General features: G+C 42.2%; 13 protein-coding genes and 1 rRNA gene. 6 read left to right on the top strand and 8 right to left on the bottom strand.

Translation table 11 applies throughout. The features are described 5' to 3' along the window. Nucleotides 1-102 precede the first annotated feature (102 nt). Nucleotides 103-1,686, bottom strand: coding sequence for a TerC family protein (locus FTT71_RS09245; protein WP_004975629.1), 1,584 nt, complete (start codon nucleotides 1,684-1,686; stop codon nucleotides 103-105). Continuing rightward, the gene (locus FTT71_RS09240) at nucleotides 1,683-1,964 is read right to left on the bottom strand and encodes a hypothetical protein (protein ID WP_096902250.1); all 282 of its coding nucleotides are present in this window, start codon (nucleotides 1,962-1,964) and stop codon (nucleotides 1,683-1,685) included. Before FTT71_RS09240 ends, FTT71_RS09245 begins: the two co-directional genes overlap by 4 nt. A 55-nt stretch (nucleotides 1,965-2,019) precedes the next feature. Here FTT71_RS09240 and FTT71_RS09235 point away from each other — a divergent pair, with 55 nt between their 5' ends. Beyond that, nucleotides 2,020-2,640: a TIGR00730 family Rossman fold protein gene (locus tag FTT71_RS09235; protein ID WP_096902251.1), complete on the top strand. Its 621-nt coding sequence runs from the start codon at nucleotides 2,020-2,022 to the stop codon at nucleotides 2,638-2,640. Nucleotides 2,641-2,792: 152 nt separating this feature from the next. Here the strand turns inward: FTT71_RS09235 and FTT71_RS09230 are convergent, their stop codons facing one another. After that, the gene (locus tag FTT71_RS09230; RefSeq protein ID WP_179989004.1) at nucleotides 2,793-4,679 is read right to left on the bottom strand and encodes a choice-of-anchor I family protein; all 1,887 of its coding nucleotides are present in this window, start codon (nucleotides 4,677-4,679) and stop codon (nucleotides 2,793-2,795) included. 183 nt (nucleotides 4,680-4,862) lie between these two features. On the opposite strand from FTT71_RS09230, the gene mdtD reads away from it, so the two are divergent. The 5 genes from mdtD to FTT71_RS09205 all read left to right on the top strand — a co-directional run bounded on the left by mdtD (nucleotide 4,863) and on the right by FTT71_RS09205 (nucleotide 10,105). Next, entirely contained in the window at nucleotides 4,863-6,254 is a 1,392-nt protein-coding gene (gene mdtD / locus FTT71_RS09225; RefSeq protein ID WP_179989005.1) for a multidrug transporter subunit MdtD, read from the top strand. Between the two features lie 133 nt (nucleotides 6,255-6,387). Beyond that, complete coding sequence (locus FTT71_RS09220) at nucleotides 6,388-7,125, top strand: GH25 family lysozyme (RefSeq protein ID WP_373685900.1); 738 nt, start codon at nucleotides 6,388-6,390, stop codon at nucleotides 7,123-7,125. A gap of 34 nt (nucleotides 7,126-7,159) precedes the next feature. Beyond that, nucleotides 7,160-8,170, top strand: coding sequence for an MBL fold metallo-hydrolase (locus FTT71_RS09215; protein ID WP_004975617.1), 1,011 nt, complete (start codon nucleotides 7,160-7,162; stop codon nucleotides 8,168-8,170). A gap of 45 nt (nucleotides 8,171-8,215) precedes the next feature. Next, nucleotides 8,216-9,271 (top strand): DNA polymerase IV, encoded by a 1,056-nt coding sequence (dinB, locus tag FTT71_RS09210; protein WP_179991333.1) that lies wholly within the window; start codon nucleotides 8,216-8,218, stop codon nucleotides 9,269-9,271. A gap of 462 nt (nucleotides 9,272-9,733) precedes the next feature. Further along, nucleotides 9,734-10,105, top strand: a complete 372-nt coding sequence (locus FTT71_RS09205; protein ID WP_104852890.1) for a RidA family protein — start codon at nucleotides 9,734-9,736, stop codon at nucleotides 10,103-10,105. A gap of 97 nt (nucleotides 10,106-10,202) precedes the next feature. On the opposite strand, the gene FTT71_RS09200 is transcribed toward FTT71_RS09205, so the two are convergent. From FTT71_RS09200 to rrf, 5 genes are all read right to left on the bottom strand, one after another. Next, nucleotides 10,203-10,745: a DUF2726 domain-containing protein gene (locus FTT71_RS09200; RefSeq protein ID WP_180160895.1), complete on the bottom strand. Its 543-nt coding sequence runs from the start codon at nucleotides 10,743-10,745 to the stop codon at nucleotides 10,203-10,205. 344 nt (nucleotides 10,746-11,089) lie between these two features. Beyond that, the gene (locus FTT71_RS09195; protein ID WP_179989007.1) at nucleotides 11,090-13,462 is read right to left on the bottom strand and encodes a YgiQ family radical SAM protein; all 2,373 of its coding nucleotides are present in this window, start codon (nucleotides 13,460-13,462) and stop codon (nucleotides 11,090-11,092) included. A 194-nt stretch (nucleotides 13,463-13,656) separates the two neighbouring features. After that, the gene (locus FTT71_RS09190) at nucleotides 13,657-14,865 is read right to left on the bottom strand and encodes an MFS transporter (RefSeq protein ID WP_131261665.1); all 1,209 of its coding nucleotides are present in this window, start codon (nucleotides 14,863-14,865) and stop codon (nucleotides 13,657-13,659) included. Between the two features lie 423 nt (nucleotides 14,866-15,288). Further along, nucleotides 15,289-16,638: an MFS transporter gene (locus tag FTT71_RS09185; protein WP_096902259.1), complete on the bottom strand. Its 1,350-nt coding sequence runs from the start codon at nucleotides 16,636-16,638 to the stop codon at nucleotides 15,289-15,291. A gap of 284 nt (nucleotides 16,639-16,922) precedes the next feature. Next, nucleotides 16,923-17,037 (bottom strand): 5S ribosomal RNA (gene rrf, locus FTT71_RS09180). Between the last annotated feature and the right edge of the window lie 4 nt (nucleotides 17,038-17,041).

Raw genomic sequence — 17,041 nt, 5'->3', positions numbered from 1 at the left:
GACACTTCGTCTATATTTGCAATGGCAACAGCCCCAAAACAGCCTGACAATGCAGGCTATTTTAGCGGAAGCACAAGACTGAAATGCAGTTTGGCGTTCAGTTTATGATGCGCTTGAAGATTCCTGCTGAATCAAATGCACTTTTTCAATTTTATGTCCATCCATGGTCACAATTTCAAAAACATAACCATCGGAAAGCAGCTTTTCACCGTTTTCAGGCAAACGCCCCAAATGGAATAAAATATAGCCTGATAAAGTTGAATATTGCTCGCTTTCATCCACCAAATCACGACCTAATAATAAAGATACGTGACGAATATCAATGGAACCATCTAGCAATAATGTGCCATCTTCCAAACTTTCAGCACTGGCTTCGAGAGCATCTTCATCAGGGAATTCGCCTGCAATTGCTTCCAGAATATCAATAGGTGTGGCAACGCCTTCAATCGAGCCATATTCATTCAGCACAATCGCCATTTGCAGCGGTGCTTGACGCAATTGCTCCATCACCATCAAAACTTGGGCATTTTCATGCACAATCACGGGTTCACGCAAATGTGTTTCAAAGTCCAGTACACCTGTTTCAATGTATTGATTCATGACTTTATGGGTTAAGACAATGCCTGAGATATTGTCCAGTTCACCACGTGCCACAATCACTCGTGAATGGGTCATACTTAATAATTGGCTGCGAATTGAGGCATCATCTTCGTCTAAATCAATCCATTCCAGTTCAGGACGTGGCGTCATTACCGATTTTACAGGACGCTCAGATAAGCCCAACACTCCTTGTACCATCACGCTGTGATAGACGCCATTTTCAGCATCAAAGACTTCATCAGCAAAGGCGCGGGTAGCCAAAACATCTTCGTTGATATGACTGCTTTCTGTCGTATTTTGACTTTTGCCACCTAACATCCGCATCACAGCCGAAGCAGTACGGTAGCGTAAATCGGTGGTGGTCACGGTTTTTTCCTGATTTCTGCGGATGGTTTGGTTCAGGAATTCAATCATCACCGAGAAGCCGATGGCGGCATATAAATAGCCTTTTGGAATGTGATAGCCAAAGCCTTCCACCACCAATGAGAAACCAATCATCATCAGGAAGCACAGGCATAGAATCACCACGGTAGGATGCTTATTGACAAAGTCCATGAGCGCTTTAGAGGCCCACAACATAATGCCAATGGCGATAATCACCGCAATCATCATGACCGATAAATGCTGCACCATGCCCACAGCGGTAATCACGCTGTCGAGTGAGAACACCGCATCTAGCACCACAATCTGCACAATCACCATCCAGAAAGTCGCGTGCACAGGGTTTTCTTCTTTTAGTGCTGGTTTGCCTTCAATGCGTTCGCGCAGTTCCATGGTGCCTTTAAACAACAGGAACACACCACCAAACAGTAAAATCAGGTCACGTCCAGAGAAAGGATGTTCAAAAATATGAAACAGTGGTTGGGTCAGAGTGACGACCCACGCGATAGAGGCGAGTAAAATCAGGCGCATCCCCAAGGCGAGAAGCAAGCCCACCACCCGTGCCGTATTGCGTTGTTCTGGCGGTAACTTTTCTGCCAAAATGGCAATAAACACCAAGTTATCAATGCCTAATACAATTTCGAGTACGATCAGGGTCAATAACCCAACCCACGCAGCGGGGTCAGACATCCATTCAAAGATCATGCACTCTTCTCCTGAATATCATGGGTCAAACGTGCCACACGGCGATGACACTGAAAAGATAAGTTTGCTTGCTCTGGTTGGCACAGCATGTAATTTAAAAATATTCGTTCGGTGCGACTACTGCCACTGTCCATGACGATTCTATAGTTGTCAGACAAGCTTTGAGTATAGGAAAGTTTGCGCTCAGATTCATCCCCTTTTTGCGACATCATCCACGTCAATGCAGCACTTTCACAAATCTTTGCAAATTGAACACTGCATACTGACGGGTTTGTCATATTTGAGCACTAAGCTAGAGCCAACAAAAAGAACATGCTATGGTGAAGAAAATAAATGAATAGCGAATTAAGAATGACCCAATATATCAATAATCCATCTCCTCAAACCTCTCAACCTTTGGTGGCACTGTACTGTGGTTCGCGCTCTGGCAATAACCCGATTTATCAGGAAAAAGCAGTACAACTGGCAAGAAAACTAGCCGAGCAAGGCTTTGGTATGGTCTACGGCGGCGCGAGTATTGGATTAATGGGTTTGGTTGCTGACACCGTTGTGCAACATGGTGGGCAAGCGGTGGGAGTAATTCCTGAATTTATGCTGGATTATGAAATTGCCCACAGTAATTTAACCGAATTACACGTAGTAAAAAGCATGCATGAGCGTAAGGCGATGATGGCAGATCGTGCCAGTGCCTTTGTGGCGTTACCAGGTGGCTTGGGTACTTTTGAAGAAATTTTGGAAATTGCCACTTGGGGGCAATTGAATCAGCACCAAAAACCGATGATTTTATATAATGTAAATGGCTTTTATGATGCGCTGATTCAGCAATTAGATCATGCGGTACACGAAGGTTTTTTACCACCACAGCACCGCGCTAAACTGATCGTGTGTAACCACTCCCACAAAATTATTAATGCCTTGAAGAATTTGGATTCTCCACGTCATTTTGTGGGTTGAACTTTTTTAGCTACATGAAATAGCAATAAAAATGAAAGTGAAAGCGAGTCGGTGACTCGCTTTTTTAATGCGCTGTTTTAAACTGGTTTTACAGCATAAAAAAGAGAGCACCAAAGTGCCCTCTTTAATAGATTTCTAATTTTGCAATGCTGTTAGTTGAGTTTGATTTGGTACACAGCAGTAGTTCCGCTGACTTCATTACCTACAACCAACAGTGGCTTGCCGTTAGGCGAGTCTTTGGCTGCAATAAAGATCAAACCTTCGGGGCCGAGATTTGAATTTTCAACGGTAACCTCATTACCTTCTGCATCGAAAGATGTACGGGTTTCACCAAACTTACGATCATTAAAATACTCAACAAAAGATGCTTGTGTCGGCTGGGTAATGTCATACACCATAATGCCACCCATACGCTCCAACCCAATAAAGGCAAAAGTTTTTTGACCAATTTTACCTAAAGCAATGCCTTCAGGCTCAGGGCCTTTATTGTCACTACGATCATCTATACTTAATTTTTCATGATTGGTATTAAAGTATTCTGGAAATAATTCAGCAGCTTTACGTTCAAAGTCATTTTTTGAGTCCCAAACAATTTTTTTGGTTTTAGGATCTACAATACTGAACGAGCGGCCACCATAAGCATATAGTTTGTCATAGGTCATGAAACCATCGCTGTCTAGCACAGGCTCACCATTTGTATCTTTCTTGTAACCTTGCGTCCAAGTAATCGTCAAACGACCCAATTGTGAATCTTTAATTAAATTATCTGCACAAACTTCATTGGCATCTGTAGTGGTACATGCTTTAAATACGTTTGAATCAAGCTTTGCGCCTTTAACCCCTGACTTTAATAGACGTAAATGCGCTGCATAATCGCCATTGGTACTGAAGCCTTTATTATTGAATAAGTGTTTAACACGAATTTCTTCTGCATAACCCTGAGTTATTTCATCCGTACCAAAATATAAGTCTTCATCAACCAACCATTCACGCGCATCGCCTTCATTGGCAGTGACCAAGTAGCTTTGTCCATTGGCTTGATATTGCGCAATTGCATCTGGCATATACATGCCGTATAAGCCTGGCCAAGCTTGAATATTAATCATCCCCTCATTTTTAGCACAGGCTGTAATCGTTTTACCGTTATAGTCTTGCTTACCAACAACACAATCACGATCACCTGCATCTAAAGCATTTGCAGCTAAGCCAAAGTTTTTATAACCCAATGGGAAAATATCGACCACTTGGTCTTGAATCAAATCAATCACAGCAATAGCATTGTTTTCTTGTAGACTTGCCCAAGCAGTTTTACCATCGTCACTCACCGCAATATATTCAGGCTCTAAATCTTGTGCGACAGTCGCATTTGGCCCAAAAATACGCACGCCCGCATCAAGCAATTCCTGCTTACGTGTATTCCATGCCTGAAAATCTGCAGTTTTTACAGTAGGCTTGTTGATGTCAGTTAGATTAATAATACTGATTGAACCTTCTGGATCAATCTTATAACCTTCATTTGGCTCACCTTCATTGGCAACCAAGACTTTTTTGCCATCTGGAGTAAAAGTCAACATATCAGGCAATGCACCGACTTCAACTTTGCTGATAAAGCTCAGGTCTTTGGCTTTAAAAAATGCCACGATGCCTTTATCAGTTTTAGGTGTTGCCTGAACAGCTAAAGCGACAATACCTTGATGTACCGCAACACTATTGACTTCAGAATTCGCCAAATGAGTCTTGGCATCCAAGCTGTTCAGCTTAACAGGTGCACTTGGGTTGCTTAAATCCAGTACATCGACCACGCCATTTTTCGCATTGACTACAAATAAACGTTTACTTTCAGCATCATAAGCAGAAATTTCCGCAGCACTCGCACCAAAAACTTGTGCATCGTATTCCCCTAAACGCTCCAAACTAATTGTTGTAGGTGTTGCTTCAACAACTTCTTCTTTTACAGGAATAGGATCATTATTATCATTACATCCCACCATCCCCACAGACAATAAAGCCAACATTAATGCAGAAATTTGCGTTTTCATAAATTACTCATCATTTTTCTAAATGCACCCAACTTACAAACTCAAAGTGAATAATCGGTGACAAATAGATGACAATTTCATTGCATTTCCTTGAATTTTCAAACACTTTTCATGTTTTTATAGATGCAGTCCGCTAGATTGCAAAATGGTTTAAACTAGACCAAATGTCCATTTTGCCGAGTTATGAACCAAACACCGACCCATCAAGCCCTGCATCCTGAATACCGTCTTTTGGTATTTCTGGTTTCAATTGGCTTTTTTATGCAGGCGCTCGACACCACCATTGTGAATACAGCAATCCCTGCAATGGCGAATAGCCTGCAGGAAGACCCGCTGCGGATGCACAGTGTTGTGGTGGCGTATGTGCTCTCGGTGGCAGCGTGTATTCCATTAAGTGGATGGTTGGCAGATCGTTTTGGGGTACGCAATACCTATTTTGCAGCGATTATCATTTTTACCCTTGCCTCTTTGGGTTGTGCTGCAGCAGCGAGTCTGAATGAATTACTGTTTTATCGGGTGATTCAAGGTATTGGTGGCGCATTGCTCTTGCCTGTCGGGCGCTTGGCGATGTTAAAAATCATTCCACGTACCCAGTTTTTATCTGCCATGAGCCTGATGAGTCTGGCAGGGTTGATTGGCCCCTTAATTGGCCCAACTCTGGGTGGCTGGTTGGTCGAAGTCGCCACGTGGCACTGGATTTTCCTGATCAACATTCCTATGGGCATCTTGGGCTGTTGGATTTGTATTAAAGCCATGCCGAATGTGACTGAAACTGAAGTTAAAAACTTTGATTTTCTCGGGTTTATCCTATTAGTTGTGGCGATGGCGGGCTTATCTTTAGGCATCGAAAATTTTGCCAACCCACAACATAATCTGCTTTGGAATTTAGCGTTAATCTTGGCTGGCGGTATTGCCGCAGCATGCTATGCCCGCCATGCCCATACTCATCAAAATGCCTTATTTCGCAGCGATTTATTTAAAAATCGCTTATATGCCATTGGTATTTTAGGTAACTTTTTTGCCCGCTTCGGGGGCAATGCCATGCCTTTTATCATGCCAATCATGCTACAGGTGGCTTTTGGTTTTGAACCGTTTCTCACGGGTTTGATGATGATTCCGACTGTGCTCGGTTCTTTGGTATCTAAACCAATTATTCGGCCTTTAATTCAACGTTTTGGCTATCGGCAGTTTTTACTGACCAATACGTTATTGGTCGGGGCGTGTATTGCTAGTTTTGCGCTGACCACTGCTGAAACTGCGACTTGGTTACGTGCCTTGCATTTTTTTATATTTGGGGTGCTTAATTCATTGCAGTTTGTGGGTATGAATACCTTTACACTCAAAGATTTACCTCAACAAGATGCCAGCAGCGGCAATAGTTTTTTATCCATGATTATGATGCTGTCGATGAGTATTGGCGTGGCATTGGCAGGTACTTTGGTGAATATGTTTAGTGCCTATTACGGCGCAGGACAGTTAGTCAGTGCCTTTCATGCCACTTTAATTTGTTTGGGTGTATTAAATATTTTGGCATTTTTAGTGTTTTGGAATATCCCCAAACACACGGCTGTTTAAAACGCCATTACCGAAAGCGCATGGTGCTACACCGCACTGCACGTTATGATATGACTTTGCTCCGCGAAGCTTTTTCAACATGCGCAAACCGTCCAATCAAGCTAAAAACTCAGCTTTTACACCGCACTATCGTATGACCATTGCGATGCTTGGCAGTGCTGTTTTGGCGGTTTTATTGTATTTGGGTGTGTTGCGCCAACAACCTGCGGCAACCGAAGAATATCCGATTCAAGGATTTGACGTGTCACATCATCAAGGCGATGTTCAGTGGCATAAAATTTCCCCACAAAAATATGCCTTTGTCTATTTAAAAGCCACCGAAGGGGGCGATTTTAAAGACCGTAAATTTCAGGATAACTGGCTCAAAGCCCGTGAACATGGCTTTTTGGTCGGCGCCTATCATTTTTATCGCTTATGCCGTGATGGAGCAATTCAGGCAGAAAACTTTATTGCGACTGTTCCAAAAAAATCCGACAGTTTGCCACCTGTAATTGACTTGGAGTATGACAGCAACTGCATCAATACCTATACCAAAGAACAGTTACTGCGCGAAATTCAAATCATGCATGATATGCTATATCAACATTATGAAAAACAACCGATTTTTTATGTATCCAAAGCCTTTTACAATATGGTGTTGACTGAAAGTTTCAAGCAAACACCCCTTTGGGTCAGAGAATATCAGGGTAAACCACAACTGGCAGGTCAGCCAAAATGGTTGTTTTGGCAACATACCAATCAGGGTCAAATAAAAGGTATTCACACCCCAGTCGACCTAAATGTTTTTTATGGCAATACCAAACAATGGCAGCATTTTTTAACAGACAACGCAATTCAACCCACAAGACTTGAACCGAACCAGAAAAAATAACAAGATAGCTGCATCACAATAAAAAAGTACCGTCATGAAAATTATGAAAGGACTGCTTTGGGCTGCTCTTACGCTCAGCATTTGTGCAGGATTCGCACTGCTTTACCTATTACAACCCGCAGGCAAACTAGAACAATTTTCCGCATGGCAATATTCAACAAAAACCGCAAATGCCAACTTAAAAGTACATTATTTTGGCGTATCTACCCTATTGTTTGATGATGGTGAAAACCAAATTCTGATTGATGGATTTTTTAGTCGCCCCTCTCTTGCACAAGTCATGTGGAACAAGTTAGACAGCCAACCAGCCTTATTGCACAAGTTGATTCAACAGCATCAATTACAACGCACACGTGCGATTTTGATCACCCATTCGCATTATGATCACACGCTAGATTTGCCATTTTTGGCGCAGCAACTCAAACACAGTCAAATCATCGGTTCAGAAAGTAGTTTGAACATTGCCCGTGGTGCCGCAATTCCTGAATCTCGATTAAGCCTTGTCAATCCTGCCCAACCAATACAGATAGGAAAGTTTAAGATTACGGCTATTCCATCACAGCATACCCCTGCCACCGCTGTGAATAATGATTTAGGTGAACAAATTCAACAACCATTGTCCTTACCTGCCCGTTTTTATGAATTTAAAGAAGGCGGCAGTTTTGATTATTACATTCAGCATCCTGAACAGAACATTTTAGTCAAAGCCAGTACAGGCGCGATTTCTAAACAATTACAACACTTGCAGGTAGATACTTTATTTTTAGGGATTGCACAGCTCTCTAAACAATCGGTTGCTTTTCAACAGCATTATTTAGATGAAACTGTGGGAACGTTGCGCCCTCGTGTCGTGATTCCAATTCATTGGGATAATTTTTTCCAGCCTTTAGCGCGCCCTTTAGAGTTTTTGCCCCGCATTGCCGACCATAGCCCACGGAGTTTACAGCGTTTGATCGACTATGCAGAACAGCAATCGACACAGGTGATTTTGCTGAATAGCAACACGCCTTATCCGCTTGCTCCGATGCTACAACCGACTTCCTAAACATGCGATACTGTTGAAATCTAAACGCTTCATCTAGTTTGTGCCATGCGGAAAATCATTCATATTGATATGGATGCCTTTTATGCCTCTGTTGAGCTGCGCAGTCGTCCTGAATTGCAGCATTTACCTGTGGTGATTGCTTCGCATCATCCTCGTGCTGTGATTGCCGCGGCATCCTATCCTGCGCGTGAGTTTGGTTTACGTTCTGCCATGTCGATGGCACAAGCCCGCAAACGCTGCCCGCAGGTGGTGGTACTCGAACCCAATTTTGCACTCTATCGTGAGGTTTCCACACAAATTCATCAGATTTTTCAGCGTTATACACCACTTATTGAACCCTTGTCTTTAGATGAAGCTTATTTAGATGTCACCGAAAATTTACAAGGTATTCCAAGCGCAACTGAAGTCGCAATGCGGATTCGGGCAGATATTTTTCAAAGTACAGGTTTAACGGCCTCGGCAGGTGTCGCACCGAATAAATTTTTAGCCAAAATTGCTTCGGACTGGCATAAACCCAATGGCATTTGCGTGATTAAACCCAGTCAAGTGCAGCAGTTTATTCAGGACTTACCCTTAAAGAAAATTCCAGGCGTAGGTAAAGTCACGCAGGAAAAATTAAAAAGCTTGAATTTAAATACCTTAGGCGATTTGCAACACATTGAAGAAAACCTGTTGATTCATCATTTTGGCAAATATGGAAAACGCCTGTTTTTATTTGCCCAAGGGATTGATGAACGTCCTGTGCAGGCAGAACGTGAGCGCCAGCAAATTTCCAAAGAAACCACCTTTGATGATGACTTAAACTTAGCCGAATGTGCAGCTTACTGGTCTAGCTTGATTGATCAGGTTTGGCATAGTTTAGTGAAAAAACAATATGTTGCACGTGGCGTATCGGCCAAATTGAAACTCAAAAATTTTCAGGTCTTACAACATAGCAAAAGTTTTAAACAGCCACTTGAGAGCAAAAACGATCTTGAAAAAGTCCTGCAACTTTTGCTTCACGAAATGCATATTCCCGCACAGGATCAATTCCGTTTAATTGGGGTCGGTCTGTATCAACTCAGCTCTGCCGATGAACAAGCACAACTGTCTTTACTGTAAATATCACGACTCGTAAATATCACGGATTTTAAAGCGGTAAACTTCCCGCTCTACATAAAACATACCTAGCCAATACTTGCCGATGAATACTAAAGCTATTTTTGTATAAATTTCAGCCAAAAGAATAAAAATAAGACAATTTACCCTTCACAGTTGTGCTTTTTAGAGTAATCTATGCGCGCGATGTATTTATCCGTACATACGCTGAGATGTCAAAAATCACCATTACTTTTGGCATACTTGTCCTGTGATTGGCGTGACGATCAAATCCGAAGATTACAGGACAACTCTGCGCTTGGCACTTCGCCGCTTTGATACACCGTCTCTCTTTTCCTCGTATTTTCCATTCAACTACTTTTTATTTTAAGTAGACTGCTGCCTGCATATTTTCCACGTGCTTGCCTGCCTCTATAATACCTCACGCTTTTTATACCCAATCGCTTGGCGCGAGGATCACACCCAATGGCTGTTCAACGTCTACATATCCAAAAACGTTATTCTGAAATTGCAATTTCGGGAAATTTAGTCCATTTGGCAGGGCAACTGGCAGAAGACACACAACAAGATATTGAGGGGCAAACCCAACAAACACTTGCCCTGATTGATCGTTTATTGGCAGATGCGGGTACAGATAAAAGCCACATCATGTCGGTAATGATTTTTCTAAAAGACATTGAGCGCGATTATGCCGCAATGAATCAAGTTTGGGATGCTTGGGTGGCAGATATACAAACTTTACCGCGTACCTGCGTAGAAGCCAAGTTATATCATCCTGACGTTTTAGTTGAGATGACTGTGGTTGCAGTCAAACCTGAAGAGCAACCCAACGTATAACAGATGTGATTGGATCAGGAACATACCCAAAAAAATCAGCATGTCATGGCGACATGCTGATTCATGTTGTCTATCTAGTGATTTTAGCGGCAAGCGTTTAGCCTAATACCTTCACTTTATGGCGTACAGAATGCGCTAAAAAATCATACTTCTTTAAGGCAGTATCCAAATCATCTAAATCTGCATAAGATGACGATGACTGCCCAAAAGCTTCGCGTAATTCGTGATATTCAGGCACATCTTCATAACGCAGCACTTTATAACCCGCCAAACGCAGCAATTCATCTTGGTATTGTGCATTGCGGCTACGTTTCAACATCAACAAATCATCTAAAGCCACAATTGCAACAACTTGATGATTGGCATCCAACACCACAAAATCGGCAATCATATTGCGGTATTTATGTCGAGTACGTGAAAATTTCGTGGTCAGCAAGGCATCAAAAGACACATGCGCCAAGATGATATGTTGAGGTAAAATTTCCTGCAAACGTGTATACGTCAGCTGTTCATTTAAGTTAAAAATTGCACGTTGCTTTAGTGCACTGTCCTGAGGTTTTTCTCTATTTTCCAAGCCCTTAACCGCCATCAAGAGAAAGAGAATCAGTATCAAAACCCCAATCAAAATATAAATGGTCATTATTCAATCCTTAAAATCATTTTTATAGTTGTTTCGGCTTCATGCCGATTTTTTCATCAAATCAGTATATAACACGCTTTTATATTTAAACGTTCCATTTAAGAAACTACATGAAACATTGACAAAACCATCATAGAAACAGAAATTTTGTTTCACAAGCCCGCCTTTTGTCTAAGTGCTGTAGCATCTAAGCGTGTTTTTATCATTAGATACGAATACTGTATAGCATGCAAAAAAATAACAAAGCAATGCTTAACAGATTCGATTGTCGGACAATTCCGATGAAATGAAAAGCAAACAAAAAAGGCGCTGCAGCGCCTTTTGATGGATCTTAACTTCAAGTACTAAGCTTTCGATTTTGGCTTAGATTTTTTGTGTGAAAATGGACGTTTTTCACCTGTTTCACGTGGCGGCAAACCTGTGTGCTGAGTCAATATCTGCCCTTTCTTCGGACGATTACTGTTCTGAGCACGATTACCACTTTGCCCCGTACGTTTTTGTGAATCACCCGCGACAGTCGAGTTTTTCTTACGTGCCGTTTGATACTGTCCATCTGTGCCTTGCGGCTGATAGGTTGGAATCAGGTGCTGTTTAGAGTTTCCGATTAAATCTGCACGTCCCATTTCTTTTAAGGCTTCACGCAACAACGGCCAGTTGTTTGGATCATGGTAACGTAAGAAAGCTTTATGCAAACGACGACGTTTTTCGCCTTTGACAATATCCACATTTTCGGTATAACGCGCCACTTTGGCCAGTGGGTTTTTACCTGTGTAATACATGGTCGAAGCGGTCGCCATTGGCGATGGATAGAAAGTCTGTACCTGATCGGCACGGAAACCATTCTTTTTCAGCCACAACGCCAAATTCATCATGTCGTAATCGGTCGTTCCTGGGTGCGCGGCAATAAAGTACGGAATTAAATATTGCTCTTTGCCCGCCTCTTTACTGAAACGATCAAACATTTGTTTAAAACGGTCATACGTACCAATACCTGGTTTCATCATCTTAGATAATGGGCCTTTTTCGGTATGCTCAGGTGCAATTTTTAAATAACCGCCCACATGATGCGTCACCAATTCACGTACATATTCAGGGTTCAACACTGCCAAGTCATAACGTAAACCTGAACCAATCAGAATTTTTTTAATACCTTTCAGTTCACGCGCTTTACGATATAACTGGGTTAAAGGTGCATGATCGGTATGTAAGTTTTGACATACGCCCGGGAATACACAAGAGGGTTTACGACAATTCTTTTCAATTTCAGGGTCTTTACAATGCAAACGGTACATATTTGCAGTCGGGCCACCCAAGTCTGAAATAATGCCAGTAAAGCCAGGCGCAGTATCCCGAATTTTTTCCACTTCACGCAAAATGGATTCTTCAGAACGGTTTTGGATAATTCGTCCTTCGTGTTCGGTAATCGAACAGAAAGTACAGCCACCAAAACAACCACGCATGATATTGACCGAAAACTTGATCATATCAAAAGCAGGGAAACGTGCATTGCCATAAGATGGATGCGGCAAACGTGCATACGGTAAATCGAATACATAGTCCATTTCTTCCGTAGTCAACGGAATAGGCGGTGCATTCAACCACACATCACGTTCACCATGCTTTTGCACCAAAGCACGCGCATTGCCCGGGTTAGTTTCTAAATGCAAAATACGGTTAGCATGCGCATACAGCACAGGATCATTCGCCACTTCCTCAAAAGAAGGCAAACGAATCACTGCCAATTCACGTGGGGGTAATTTGTGTTTAATTGCTTTTGAAGCAGGCTGCAATTGCACAATCTGGGTATCTGCATCTAGCTGATCACCTTCACGAACAATTGGATTGCTGACTACATCTTTCTGGAAATTTTGATATTGCGCGAGGTTGTTGCCCTTATCTTTTTCAATCTCACAACCGTCTAAATCTTCGGTCATCACATAAGGGTTGATGATTGGATCGACACGGCCCACGCTATCTACATCATTAGATGCAATTTCAACAAATTTGGATTTAGACGCACGGTTATGTTTATTGATAATAAATGCTGTACCACGTACATCTGTAATTTCGTGGATTTTTTCACCTTTGGCCAAACGGTGCATCACTTCAATAATCGAACGCTCGCCATTGCCGTACATCAATAAGTCGGCTTTAGAATCCATTAAAATCGAGCGACGAACTTTATCCGACCAATAATCATAATGTGCAATACGACGCAACGAGCCTTCAATCCCGCCAAGTAAAACAGGCACATCTGGAAAGGCTTCACGACAACGCTGACAGTACACCGTAGCTGCACGGTCAGGACGTTTATTCGGCTGATTGTCTGGCGAATAAGCATCATCAGAACGGATTTTACGGTCTGCGGTATAGCGGTTGATCATCGAGTCCATATTGCCTGCGGTGACGCCCCAAGCGATGGTCGGCCTCCCTAAAACCCGAAAAGATTCCACATTGGTCCAGTCTGGCTGGGCGATGATCCCGACACGAAAGCCCTGCGCCTCAAGCACACGACCAATCACGCCCGATACAAAAGAGGGATGATCAATATAAGCATCACCACAAACTAGAATAAAATCGCAGGCATCCCAACCGAGCTGATCCATTTCTTCGCGTGACATCGGCAAAAATGGCGCAGGCTCAAAACATGACGCCCAATATTTGTCATAATCAAACAACGCTTTGGGTGCGGTCTGAGCAGTATAAGCAGTAGACATGGCTTGCAATTCTCGGCTGGGAAGTGGAAGATCAAAAGTCGATCAAAGATGAAAGCCGACTATTTTAGCATGAATTCCATTCATCTTGCTTGATTAAAAAACACACAAAATCAGCAAACTATTTTTATATCCTAAGTTGGTATCTGAATAAGAAAAGCATAAAGGGATAAGCCTAAAGCAATAATCCTGAATGCTTATCGCAGCGCTGTTGGTTTAATCTTTAAACGCCACGCACCATAAAGCGCCACACCCAAGACTGCAGTCATCACCCATGTCAGACCAGACCAGCCCCATTGTTCCCAAATCAGACCGCTACCACTACCGAGCAAACTCGAACCCATGTAGTAACTAAATAAATATAATGATGATCCCACTGCACGATACTGCAGTGCTTGAATCGACACCCAACTACTGGCAGTAGAATGTGCGGCAAAAAAAGCAAAGGTAAATAGCACCAATGCAGCCAATACGACGGCTAAATGTGCAATCGACATCAACCATAATGCGATCAACATTAGGACAATCACCATAGGCAACACACGTTCACGTCCAATACGATTGCCCCAGCTTGCCGCACGCGGTGAACTATAAATACCCGCCAAATAGGCAATTGAAATCACCCCAATCCAAACTTGGGAAAGCTCAAATGGTTTAGCTAGTAAATAATAGCTGATGTAATTGAAAACACTGACGAAACAGCCCATCAGCAAAAAGCCCTGTAAAAACAGGATTCTTAATTTACGGTCTGCCAAATTGGCAACAAAAGCATCTCTAAACCGCGAGAAGCGAATCGGATACGCTGTAAAATTTTTCGATGCAGGAAGTAACATATAAAAGGTGATTGCAATTAGTAAATTCAAACCACCAATAATTAGGGTTGCCGCTTGCCAAGATATAAAATCGACCAAGACCCCAGCAATTAAACGTCCACCCATGCCACCAATGGCCGTACCCGAAATATACAGCCCCATAGCAAAACCAATATCTTGCTGTCGAATTTCTTCACCAATATAGGTCATGGCGACCGCAGCTACACCACTCACAGCAATGCCAATAAAAATTCGTGTGGTTAAAAAGAATGACCAGATTGGAAGTAAGGCACTCAGAATTAATAAAATGGCAGCTAAAAATAAAGCCAAAACCATAATAGGTTTACGCCCAAAACGATCTGAAATAAAACCTGTGAAAAGCAAACCTATCGCCAAAGCCACAGTAGAAAATGACAGCGGGAAACTACTTTGGGTTGGTGTAACCGTAAAAAAATCGGCCAAAATTGGCATCATCGGTTGCACACAGTACAAGGTCGAAAAAGAAGCGAAACCCGCTAGAAACAACGAAAAAAGAATGGCTTTAAACGGCTTAGTACCATACTGAACATGAGATGCTGCAGCTAAATCAGACATATTTACTCCAATCACGCAATCAGTATACGCCTGTTTATGGACAAAAATAAGCTCGGTATTTTATCGTTTGCTCAAAAACAGCGTCAGTATCATTCATCACTTTGTCAGTTTTTGCTTACATGCACTGAAGCAAAATGAGGCTAGGCAGTATTTTGAGCTTACGGTATTCTTTAAAGCATAAGGAGACAGGATGTTTCCCAAACAGAAAACAACAATAATAGGTTTGAGCACCAGGATCGTGAGGTACGACAGGAGTTATACCTAAACACGAAATACAAAGAAACCCCGTCAGGATGATGGGGTTTCTTTTTATCTGTGTCTTGAGTATATAACTTTATCTATCATCACTTTCTATTTACACACCCCATAATCAAAAAGTCCCCAAACAAGGTTGAGGACTTTTGAACTTAGCACATTACAAGTTTAAGCTTTGGCAGCAACTGCTTTGCCTGCTTTAATTTGCTCAGCTTCATCTTCACTCATAATCAAGGCAACCGCAATTGCAGTGATCAACACTGGCAAACCTACTGCCATAAAGTTGAAGTGTGCAGGTAAATTCATACCCAATAAGCCGCCAATTAAAATTGGACCCACAATCGCACCCATACGACCAATGGCAGATGACCAGCCAATACCTGTTGAGCGTACCGCAAGTGGGTAATATTGTGCCACATAGCTATACAACAACATTTGTGAACCAATAGATGCTGCACCCGCCAAGAATACTAAGATGTAAAGCAAGAATTGATTAGATTGGAAGCCCATGAGGCTCATCACCAATGCACCCATGATTCCCAAGAACATCAATACAGGTTTTAAGTGGAAACGGTCTGCTAAAATACCACCACCCACGATACCAACGACTGCACCTACGTTCATCACCATCATGAACATTAAGCTGTTGTCCATAGAATAGCCTGCCGCCATCATCAGTTTTGGCAACCAGCTGCTGAGTGCATACATGGTTAATAGACAAGTAAAGAACGCTAACCAGAACAATAAAGTATTCACTGCACGACCGCGTTTGAACAAGCTCACCACGTTAGCAGCTTCAGGCACACCAACCTGATACAATTCAAAAGTGGTGTCTTCGGTAATTTTTAAATCTGGTGCTAAACGCGCTACGATTGGACGGGCTTGATCTTGCTTATTTTCTTTGACAATAAAGGTTAAAGATTCTGGCAAGAATTTCCAAATCACAGGCAATAAAAACAATGGGATACCCGCAATAAAGAACATGATTTCCCAGCCAAAACTTGGGGTAAACCATGAGCCAAGTAAGGCTGCCATTACACCACCTACAGCATAACCACTAAACATAGTAGTCACTAAGGTGCTACGCATGGTTTTAGGTGCATATTCAGAAGTTAAGGCCACAAGGTTTGGCATTACACCACCAATGCCTAAACCCGCTAAGAAACGTAAAATTGCAAACTCAGTTGGATTAGAAGCAAAGCCACCTGCAAAGGTTAAACCACTAAACAGAACGATACAGATCATGATGACTTTCTTACGACCAATTTTATCGGCCAAAGAACCAAAAATCATCGCACCAAACATCATACCTGCCAATGCAGTACTCGCGAGCATCCCCGCCTGAACAGCACTCAAGCCCCACTCATCCATCAATAAGGGTAAAACGACCCCATTAATTGCCAAGTCATAGCCATCAAATAAAATGATCAGTAGACACCATGCCACGACATTGAAATGAAATGGTTTGAATTTTGCGTGATCGATGACATCATTCACGTTAATTGCTTGATGTGCCATTCCTCACCTCCTGTGAGTTTGTGTTTCAGTAAGCTTGAATAGCAATTTTTACAGTGAAGACTTTCATTTTTATCAGTCATCCATGTCCACTTTTGCCATTCAAGTAGATTGTGTAACTTTCACACAAAACACAAAAAATAAAAATTCAACATTAGTCTAAAACATTTTATTAATTATGGGTTTATTGTTATTTTAAACACAATAAAATGTGATTATTCTTCTTAATATTTTCTTTTCCACATAAAAAAACACCCCCAACGCTAGTTGAGGGTGTTCGAATAATGAGCTGGCGATGACTTACTCTCACATGGGTAACCCCACACTACCATCAGCGCGAAGAGGTTTCACTTCTGAGTTCGGGAAGGGATCAGGTGGTTCACTCTTGCTATGGTCGCCAGCACAA

The sequence above is a fragment of the Acinetobacter sp. YH01004 genome (assembly GCF_013420455.1).
GTDB classification, from domain to species: Bacteria; Pseudomonadota; Gammaproteobacteria; order Pseudomonadales; family Moraxellaceae; genus Acinetobacter; species Acinetobacter towneri.
Note: the sequence above shows the minus strand (reverse complement) of the source record. Positions and strands in the feature narration are given on the sequence as shown.

Coding starts and splice junctions, on each gene's coding strand:
- FTT71_RS09220 (WP_373685900.1), top strand. CDS start 6,388: ATGACCATTGCGATGCTTGGCAGTGCTGTTTTGGCGGTTTTATTGTAT.
- FTT71_RS09235 (WP_096902251.1), top strand. CDS start 2,020: ATGAATAGCGAATTAAGAATGACCCAATATATCAATAATCCATCTCCT.
- FTT71_RS09215 (WP_004975617.1), top strand. CDS start 7,160: ATGAAAATTATGAAAGGACTGCTTTGGGCTGCTCTTACGCTCAGCATT.
- dinB (WP_179991333.1), top strand. CDS start 8,216: ATGCGGAAAATCATTCATATTGATATGGATGCCTTTTATGCCTCTGTT.
- FTT71_RS09200 (WP_180160895.1), bottom strand. CDS start 10,745: ATGACCATTTATATTTTGATTGGGGTTTTGATACTGATTCTCTTTCTC.
- FTT71_RS09205 (WP_104852890.1), top strand. CDS start 9,734: ATGGCTGTTCAACGTCTACATATCCAAAAACGTTATTCTGAAATTGCA.
- FTT71_RS09190 (WP_131261665.1), bottom strand. CDS start 14,865: ATGTCTGATTTAGCTGCAGCATCTCATGTTCAGTATGGTACTAAGCCG.
- FTT71_RS09240 (WP_096902250.1), bottom strand. CDS start 1,964: ATGACAAACCCGTCAGTATGCAGTGTTCAATTTGCAAAGATTTGTGAA.
- FTT71_RS09185 (WP_096902259.1), bottom strand. CDS start 16,638: ATGGCACATCAAGCAATTAACGTGAATGATGTCATCGATCACGCAAAA.
- mdtD (WP_179989005.1), top strand. CDS start 4,863: ATGAACCAAACACCGACCCATCAAGCCCTGCATCCTGAATACCGTCTT.
- FTT71_RS09230 (WP_179989004.1), bottom strand. CDS start 4,679: ATGAAAACGCAAATTTCTGCATTAATGTTGGCTTTATTGTCTGTGGGG.
- FTT71_RS09245 (WP_004975629.1), bottom strand. CDS start 1,686: ATGATCTTTGAATGGATGTCTGACCCCGCTGCGTGGGTTGGGTTATTG.
- FTT71_RS09195 (WP_179989007.1), bottom strand. CDS start 13,462: ATGTCTACTGCTTATACTGCTCAGACCGCACCCAAAGCGTTGTTTGAT.